General features: G+C 67.7%; 2 protein-coding genes. Both read left to right on the top strand.

All coding sequences use genetic code 11. The features are described from left to right. Positions 1 to 223: 223 nt before the first annotated feature. A complete protein-coding gene (locus VI078_15740; protein ID HEY6000738.1) occupies positions 224 to 6,571 on the top strand; it encodes an Ig-like domain-containing protein in 6,348 nt (2,115 codons plus the stop codon). A 144-nt stretch (positions 6,572 to 6,715) separates the two neighbouring features. Beyond that, the gene (gene secA, locus VI078_15735; protein ID HEY6000737.1) at positions 6,716 to 9,529 is read left to right on the top strand and encodes a preprotein translocase subunit SecA; all 2,814 of its coding nucleotides are present in this window, start codon (positions 6,716 to 6,718) and stop codon (positions 9,527 to 9,529) included. Positions 9,530 to 9,555: the final 26 nt, after the last annotated feature.

The following is a 9,555-nucleotide window of genomic DNA, read 5'->3' as shown; positions in this document are numbered from 1 at the left end:
CCTGCATCTAAACCCTGAGCGGCGCCCAGTCGATATCCACCATCGGAGTCCGCCCTAGCCCTGGCCCTGGCCCGAGGACGTCGATCTGGAGGGCGTCGGCCTGTGCCGACTCCGTATCCATGTCGGCGATTCCCGTAGGTGGTTGATAATGATAGACTTGTCACACCGTGTATCCCAGGTTCTCGACCTGGGGTATATGTCTTCGGGGTTCGGGGATGAGCACATGAAGCGGATCGGGCGGGTTCTGATCGGCGCCGGCCTCCTCGTGGTCGGCTGGGTCGTCGGCCTCAGAGCCGAGACGGGTCCCTTGGTCCCGGATTCTCCGTTGGTCTGGAACACGTTCCTCGGAGGAGCGGCGAGCGGAGTCGCCGTCGATCGCGACGGCGGTGTCTATGTCACTGGGAATAGCGGGAGCAGTTGGGGTGAGCCGATACGCGCGCATTCCAGATTCGGCGCCGACGCCTTCGTGGCCAAGCTTGACGCGAACGGTGTTCTCCAGTGGAACACATTCCTCGGGAGCCAGCGCGACGACTATGGTGACAGCATCGCGGTGGATGCGAGTGGCAATGTCTACGTGACTGGTTCGAGCGAGGACGCATGGGGCGTGCCGATCCGGCCTTTCTCGGGGCCGATGGATCGCTTCGTGGCGAAGCTCGACACCAACGGCGCTCTGCTGTGGACCACCTTTTTCCAGGGCGACGAGTATGGCGGTCGCGGCGGGATTGCCGTCGATGCGAGCGGCAACGGGTACGTCACGGGTTCGAGCACCGTCGCATGGGGTGCGCCAGTCCGTGCTTTCAGCGTCTCCGCCACCGGAGCCTACGACATCTTCGTTGCGAAGCTCGACACCAGCGGCGTGGTTCTCTGGAACACCTTCCTTGGGGGGGCTGAGAGCGACTACGGCCCGCGCATTGCGGTGGACGCCACTGGGCGCGCCACCATCACGGGGGTGAGTCTAGGCGCGTGGGGCGATCCCGTCAATGCGTTTGTTGGAACGGCGGCAGGCGTCGTGGCGCGTCTCGACGCCGACGGCGCCCTGCAGTGGCACACGTTTCTTCCCACTGTCGGCGTGGCAGGAATCGCAGTCGATGCGGATGCTAACGCCTTCATTGCCGGTAGCTCATCCGGTAGTTGGGGCAGCCCCGTCCGAGCGCACGGCCAGTGCTACGGCGATGCGTTTGCTGCGAAGATCGGCGCTGACGGCGGCCTGGTATGGAACACCTTCCTCGGGGGAAGCCGGGAAGATGGTGGCTATGGTATCGAGCTCGATACCAATGGCATCATCTTCATCGTCGGATACACCGACGCGCCAACAGACCCTTGCTGCCCGACCACCTGGGGCGACCCGGCCATCGCGATTGCGGGGGGGTGGGATGATGCCTTCGTGGCAAAGCTCAGTCCCGACGGCGCCTTGCTTGCGAATACCTTCCTGGGGGGGAGTTCGTACGACGAAGGGTTTGATGTTGCAGTGTCTGCGGATGGCAGTGCGCACGTGACGGGATGGAGCATGGCAACGTGGGGGAATCCTGTGCGTCCCAGGGCGTCCGGCGAGGCCGCCTTCGTTGCCAAGCTTCGCGTGGTCTCGAACGTTCCACCAAGTGCCTATGACCAGGTGCTAACAACTCGGGAGGACGGATACAAGTCCATCACGTCGGCTGCGACAGATTCGGACGGCGCCGACGGCGACAGGGTGCTGTATCGGATCGTCGTGCCGCCTATCCACGGTACGGTCGCGGCCGGAGAAGGGCAAATGGGGTATTGGCCCGAGGCGAATTTCCACGGTGTTGATACGTTTACCTTCGTGGCGTCGGACGACATCGCGGACAGCAACGTCGCGACCGCGACAGTCACGATCACTCCAAGAAACGACGCTCCCACGTTCGCGCCGGGGCCTGATCAGACAGTAGCAAAGAACGCCGGGCCGCAGACCGTCACTGGCTGGGCGACCGGCATGAGCGCCGGGCCGCTCGACGAGAGCGGCCAGGCGCTGGATTTCATCGTTACGAACGACAACAGCGCTCTCTTCAGCGAGCAGCCGGCGGTCGCGGTCGACGGCACGCTGACCTTCACGCCGGCGACCGATGTGGTGGGCGATGCCTGGGTGGGCGTGAAGCTCCATGACGACGGCGGGACGGCCGACGGCGGCCAGGACACAAGCTTCGCAATGTGGTCCCACATCGTCGTGGGCAGTTCCAACATCGTTGCCGATTTCCAGACGCTGGACGTTGGCGTGCTGGAGGGGGCGGAGATGCCGATCACCCTCACCGCGACGCATGGGCTTGGCCTGCCCCTGGCGTACGAAATCACCGTTCCCCCGATGTGTGGGACACTCAGCGGCACGCCTCCGCACGTGGTCTACCGGGCGGCGAGCTACTGTCTCTTGCACGACTGGGGCTATGACTACTGGGACCGCTTCGATTTCCGTGCGTCCGACGGCTCGCCGGACCGGGACTCCGCGGTGGTCTCGATCCGCGTCATCCAGGTCAACGACGCGCCCAGCTTTGACCGCGGCGCGAATCAGGCGGTTCTCGAAGACGCAGGGGCGCAGAGCGTGGTTGACTGGGCAGCGAACCCGCGCCCTGGTCCAAAGCCTGAGCGATGGCAGTGGCTGACCTTCGACGTCACGAATAACAACCCGGGGCTGTTCGCCGTGCAGCCTGCAATCAGCGCTGCGGGGGCGCTCACCTACACGCCGGCGACGGAGGCCAACGGGAGCGCCATCGTGACGGTGAGGCTCAAGGACGACGGCGGCACCGCCAACGGCGGCGTGGACATCGGCCCCGCGCAGCTCTTCACGATCACCGTCAATTCCGTGAACGATGCGCCGAGCTTCGCGAAGGGCGCAGACATCTCCGTGCCCATGGCCGCCGGATCCCGGACGATTGCCGGTTGGGCCACGGCGATCAGCCCAGGCCCGGCCAACGAGTCCGGCCAGGCCCTGGCGTTCAGCGTGACGACCGACAACAGCGAACTGTTCTTCGTGCAGCCCGCGCTCTCCGCGAGCGGGAGTTTGACGTTCCACGCATGGTCGAGCAAGGTTGGCGTAGCGCACGCCGTCGTGACACTCAAGGACAGCGGCGGCACGGCGAATGGCGGCGTGGACACGAGCGCGTCGCAGACATTCACCATCACGGTCGGCTACGATCGGCCCTACGCCGTGGTGGGCGCGAACCCGAAGACCATGTACTGCCCGCAGGATGTGACGTTCGACGGCGGCAGTTCGTTCAACGGAGGGTCGGCGAACCGAGTTGTCAGCCACGCCTGGGACCTTCACTATGACGGCTCGTTCACCGAGGAGGCCTCCGGGGTCGGGACGGCCATTGCTTACGGGGAAGCCGGCGAGCACGCCGTTGCGCTGCGGGTGGCCAATGACCGCAATCCCGCCCAGACTGTGACGGCGATAGCGAAAGTGACGGTCCAGGATCGCGCCCCGGAGGCGAGCGCCGGCGGTCCGTACACCGTCGCCGTCGGCCGTCCGCTTTTCCTCAGCGCGGCTGCGAGCAGCGACCCGGACGCGCCGTGCGCGGACGCGGTCGCGCGCTACAACTGGGATCTCGACGGGGACGGGCACTTCGACGACGCCGTCGGCGTGGCGCCGACGCTCGGATGGGAACAGGTTGAGGCCGTGGTCTGTGGCGGTGCCTGCGCGCCAGGCGCCAGCCGCGATATCGCGGTCCAGGTAACGGACCGCTTCGGGCTCTCGGCGACGGCGCGGACCACCGTCGGGATTGTGCCGGCAAGAGCGAAGGTGACGGTGACCTGGCCGAACGGTGGCGAGTTCCTCGGCACCGGCCGCCCGCAGACCATCCGCTGGGTGTCCGCGCCCGGGGTCGCCACGGTGCGGATCTCGCTCTCTGCTGACGGGCGGAACTGGCGGACCATCGTCCGGGAGGCCAGGGCCTCGGCAGGGATGGCGGTCTGGACGCCGCCGCCCGCGGTGCACAGGCTCAGCCGCAGGAGCTGGCGGGTCCGGGTGCAGGGGTACCGGAACGGCGCGCCCGTCGCCGCGGACGTCAGCGATGCTCCCTTTGGCATCGGCCCCCTGGACGTGGTGGGCGCGGAGAAGGGCGTCGAGATCCGCGGCGGCAGCACCGTCCGGATTCGGTGGGCGAGGCACCGCACGCCGGCGCCGGTCGCCTACACGAAGCTCAGGTACTCGTTCGACGGGGGCAGGAACTGGCAGAAGGGCGTCAGGATCAAGGGCAACCCGGGCGAGTATCTCTGGAAGGTGCCGTGGCGGACCTACCGTGCGGAGGGCTGCCGAGCGCGGGTCGAACTCTATGACGCCTGGAACCGCCTCGTGGGCAGAGACGCCGGGGAAGGGACGTTCACCATCCTCGGCGGCGTCGACCTTACCGCGCCCGAGGGCGGCGATTCGGTCTATGGCGGGACCAGCCGGACGGTGCGTTGGGACACGATCGCGACGGCTTCGGTCGCTTCGGTGAGGCTTCGCCTGACCTTGGACGGCGGCGCGAGCTGGACCGATCTGGCGAGCATACCCGGGAACCCGGGTCACTGGCACTGGCAGGTTCCGAACCTGCCGGCGGCCGGGGCCTCCAGCCGCATTGAGGTCACGCTGCGGGACACGGCCGGCGAGGTGATTGCCACCGATTCGGGAGAGGGCTTCTTCACGATCCTGCCCCGGGGAGGTGCGTATGCGACCGCGCCGCCCGCCCCGCCGGTGGTCCCGCTGGAGAGTGTCGTACCGGCCTATTGGGTGAGCTGGGGAGCCTCGGGAACGCCGGACGCGTCGTACCAGCTCGAGGAAGCGGTCGACGCCGAGTTCACGACCGGCTTGCGGACGGTCTACACCGGGGACCAGCTCTCCGTCGAGATCGTGGATCGGACGAACGGCGGCACCTACTACTATCGGGTGCGGGCCCTGCGCGACGGCTGGAACCCTTCCGCCTGGATGCCGGGGGGAAACGGCTGCGCCGTGTCTTGGGAAGAGCCGAGCCTCGCGCCGCCGTCGAGTTTCGCTGCGACCGTCAGCAGCGACCAGGTCGCGCTGGCCTGGGTCAATCCTCCGCAGGCGGACTTCGCCGGCGTGAGGATCGTGCGTCGGACGGACGGCGCGCCCGTGGACGCCTATGACGGCGTCCTGGTCTACGACGGCTCGGGGCAGGAGAGCAGCGAGTCCGGCCTCGAGTCAGGCGCCTACTTCTACGCAGCCTTCGCCTACGATGCCGCCATGAACTTCTCGGCGCCTGCGACGGCGATCGCACTGATCGACCCTTCGACGGCGCTTGCCCCCCTAGCCGTCACGGTTCCCTCGAGCAGCGGCAAATCCCCGTACCAGGTCTCCTGGGAGGCGTCGCCGACGCCCGGGGCGACCTACGAACTGGAGGAGGCGACGGAACCGACGTTCGGCTGGCCCGCCCCGCGTCAGGCGTACAGCGGGAGTCAGCTCGCGGCGCAGATCTCGGGGCGGACGAACGGGGCGACCTACTACTACCGGGTGCGCGCCCTGCGCGCCGGGTGGAATCCGTCAGCCTGGGTTGCGGCAGGCAACGGCTGCGCCGTCTCTTGGGACGCCATCGCCCCGGGCCCGGTCACGAACTTTTCCGCGACGGTCATCGGCAGGAACATCCGGTTGGCGTGGGTCAACCCCGCCGACACCGATCTGGCCGGCGTCGCAGTGCGGCGCCGGACGGATAGGTTGCCCCTGAATGCTCTCGACGGGACGAACGTGTACCTCTGGCCGGGTCAGCCCGGGATAGACCTCGACCTTCCCCTGGGCACTTACTACTACGCCGCCTTCGCGTACGATGCCGCAGGGAACTATTCGCCGGCGGCGACAGCCACGGCCACGATCAGTGTGGAGAACGCCTGCGAGGGCTGCCACAACGGGGACGGCGACAACGACGGAATCTGGACCGGCGTCGGGTACGACCCCGACGGGGACGGGCCGCTGCCGGCAGCGCCGAACGTGATGGGGGACGGCATCAACCTTGAGGGTGTCGGCATGGTGCCGAAGGCTTATGACGACGGCACGTACGGCTTCAACACCAATGGCCACGGCGCGAACGGGACCGCGCGATATACACCGGTCGATAGCCTGGGCAATCCGTACCTCTCGATGAATGCCAGGTGCACGGACTGCCACGACGTGAGCATCCCGGCGGGTACGCACATGGACGGCGTCCTCAACTCCGTGGAGCTGAAGCAGAACATCAACCAGAACACGGCGCACCTGAACGCGAGCTACATTGGAGCCTCCACGCCGGACTGGAGCGTGCAGTTGACATTCGACAATGGCTGCGCATATCAGTGCCATACCCAGACGAGCTCGCACCGTCACAAGTTCGCCCCGAACCCGACTCCCGGGGTGGTACGGTTTGGCTTTTCCGGCTCGGTGCTCAACGGTCAGGGGGTTGTCTATCCGATTGACGTGCACCTTTCGACGAACGCCCCGAGCTGGCCGGCGGACGGCGTCACGAACTGGGATTACGCCCCCTGCATTTCCTGCCACAACCCGCATGGAACGAACACCTTTGACGGGTCGTACCCAGACAATGTGATGCTCCGAGACGAGCGGTCCGAAACGCTCTGTAGGCAATGTCACCAGTAGAGGGCACCTGACCCGAGCAGGTTGGCAGGGACTGCCGCGAGGGGCCCCGCTCTCCGCGAGGTCCTCGCCAGGCTGGCAACCCTCGTCGGCGCTTGACCGAACCTGCTATACTTCACGGTTGATCATGTCAGCAAGGAGATTCCCATGTTCGGTTTGATCAAGAAGATCGTCGGCACGCGGAACGAGCGCGAGATCAAGCGCCTCGCCGCGACGGTCGACCTCGTGAACGCGCAGGAGGCGGCGGCGCGCCGCCTCTCGGACGCCGCCCTGCGCGGCAAGACCGTGGAGTTCCGCGAGCGGCTCGGCCGCGGCGAGGAGCTGGACGCGCTCCTGCCGGAGGCCTTCGCCGTCGTCCGCGAGGCGGCGCGGCGGACCATCGGCATGCGGCACTTCGACGTGCAGATCCTCGGCGGCGTCGTGCTGCACGAGGGCAAGATCGCCGAGATGAAGACCGGCGAGGGCAAGACGCTGGTGGCGACCCTGCCCGTGTACCTCAACGCGCTGCCGGGCAAGGGCGTGCACGTCGTCACCGTCAACGACTACCTCGCCAAGCGCGACAGCCAGTGGATGGGCCAGGTGTACCGCTTCCTCGGCCTGACCGTCGGGCTCATCCAGCACGACCTGCAGGACCGCGACCGGCAGGTCGCCTACGGCTGCGACGTCACCTTCGGGACGAACAACGAGTACGGGTTCGACTACCTGCGCGACAACATGAAGTTCTCCCTCGCCGAGTTCGTGCAGCGCGAGCTGCACTTCGCGATCGTCGACGAGGTCGACTCGATCCTCATCGACGAGGCGCGCACGCCGCTGATCATCAGCGGCCCCGTCGAGGAGTCCACGGACATCTACTACCGCGCCGTCGAGATCGCCGAGCCGATGACCGGGCGGCGCATCACCGACAAGGACGAGGTCAAGGCCAAGTTCGACGGCACCTCCCTGGAGGAGGGCGTCGACTACGTCGCCAACGAGAAGAACAAGTCGGTCTCGCTCACCGAGCAAGGCGAGACGCGGGCCTGCCGCGCCTGGGGCGTCGAGAGCCTGCACGACCTCGACCAGATGGAGAAGCGCCACGTCACGCTGCAGGCGCTGCGCGCCAAGGAGTTCTACAAGCGCGACGTCGAGTACGTCGTCAACAACGGCGAGGTGATCATCGTCGACGAGTTCACCGGCCGGCTCATGCCGGGCCGCCGCTGGAGCGAGGGGCTGCACCAGGTGGTCGAGGCGCGCGAGAACCGCATCTTCCAGCAGCCGGTGCGCGTCGCCGAGGAGAACCAGACGCTCGCCACGATCACCTTCCAGAACTACTTCCGCCTCTACAAGAAGCTCGCCGGCATGACCGGCACGGCCGACACCGAGGCGCCCGAGTTCGCCAAGACCTACAAGATGGACGTGGTGACGATCCCGACGAACCGCCCGCTCGTGCGCATCAACCACGAGGACATGGTCTACCGCACCGAGCGCGAGAAGTTCGACGCCGTCGTCAAGGAGATCCAGGAGTGCACCGGCTCGGGACGCCCCGCGCTGGTCGGCACGATCTCGATCGAGAAGTCCGAGCACCTCTCGAAGCTGCTCAAGCGCACGGGCGTGCGCCACCAGGTGCTCAACGCCAAGTACCACGAGCGCGAGGCGGAGATCATCTCCCAGGCCGGGCGGCTCGGCGCGGTGACGATCGCCACCAACATGGCCGGCCGCGGCACGGACATCCTGCTCGGGGGCAACCCCGAGGCGCTCGCGCGCCAGCGCCACGCCGCGCAGGGGCCCGAGGGGCGCTCGTACGAGGAGATCCTCGCCGAGCTGCGCGCGATCACGGACAGGGAGCACGACCAGGTCGTCGCCGCCGGGGGGCTGCACATCATCGGCACCGAGCGGCACGAGAGCCGGCGCATCGACAACCAGCTGCGCGGCCGCGCGGGCCGCCAGGGCGACCCGGGCTCCTCGCGCTTCTTCCTCTCGCTCGAGGACGACCTGATGCGCATCTTCGGCTCGGATCGCATCAGCGGCCTCATGGGCAAGATCGGCATGGAGGAGGGCGAGCCGATCGAGCACCGCTTCGTGACGCGCGCGATCGAGAACGCCCAGAAGCGCGTCGAGGCGCACAACTTCGAGGTCCGCAAGCAGTTGCTCGAGTACGACGACGTGATGAACGAGCAGCGCAGCGTCATCTACGCCTGGCGCCGCCAGGTGCTGGCCGGCGAGATCGGGCGCGAGGACCTGCTCGAGATCATCGACGGTCTCATCGACGGGCTGCTCGCGCCGTACGCGGCCGGCGGCAACTTCCTCGACGCCGAGGAGACCGCGGCGCTCGCCGTGGCCCTGCGCAAGCAGTTCTCGCTCGACGCCGGCATCGGCGGCGAGCTCGGCGGCAAGCACCGGGAGGAGCTGCGCGCCTTCCTCGTCGAGCGCGTGCGCGCCGAGCACGACCGGCGCGAGGCCGAGTTCGGCGCGGAGGCGATGGGGCGGCTGCGCCAGTTCCTGATGCTGCAGATCATCGACAGCCTCTGGAAGGAGCACCTCTACGCGATGGACTCGCTCAAGGAGGGGATCGGCCTGCGCGGCTACGGGCAGAAGAACCCCCTGACCGAGTACAAGAAGGAGGCCTTCGACATGTTCGACGCGCTCTTCCAGCGCGTGCGCGAGGACGTCGTCGAGTACCTCTTCGCCGCGCGGCCCGTCCGCGAGGAGGAGCTGCCGGTGCGTCGCCGCCAGGTGCCGCGCGAGGAGCGCCACGAGAGCGTCTCGCTCAGCGCCTCCGCGCGCCAGATCGCGACGCAGGAGGCCGGCCAGGCCGAGGGCGGGGCGCAGTTCGCGGCCCAGGCCCCCCGCGAGTCGCGCGGCGGCGAGGGCGTCGCCCACACGGTGCGCCGCGCCGCCCCGAAGGTCGGCCGCAACGACCCGTGCCCCTGCGGGAGCGGGAAGAAGTACAAGAAGTGCTGCGGGCTCACCGCCGACCACGCCTGATCGCGCCCGCCGTCCTGGCGGCCCTG

Source organism: bacterium (assembly GCA_036524115.1).
Taxonomy (GTDB): Bacteria; JAUVQV01; JAUVQV01; order JAUVQV01; family DATDCY01; genus DATDCY01.
Note: the sequence above shows the minus strand (reverse complement) of the source record. Positions and strands in the feature narration are given on the sequence as shown.

Coding starts and splice junctions, on each gene's coding strand:
- VI078_15740 (HEY6000738.1), top strand. CDS start 224: ATGAAGCGGATCGGGCGGGTTCTGATCGGCGCCGGCCTCCTCGTGGTC.
- secA (HEY6000737.1), top strand. CDS start 6,716: ATGTTCGGTTTGATCAAGAAGATCGTCGGCACGCGGAACGAGCGCGAG.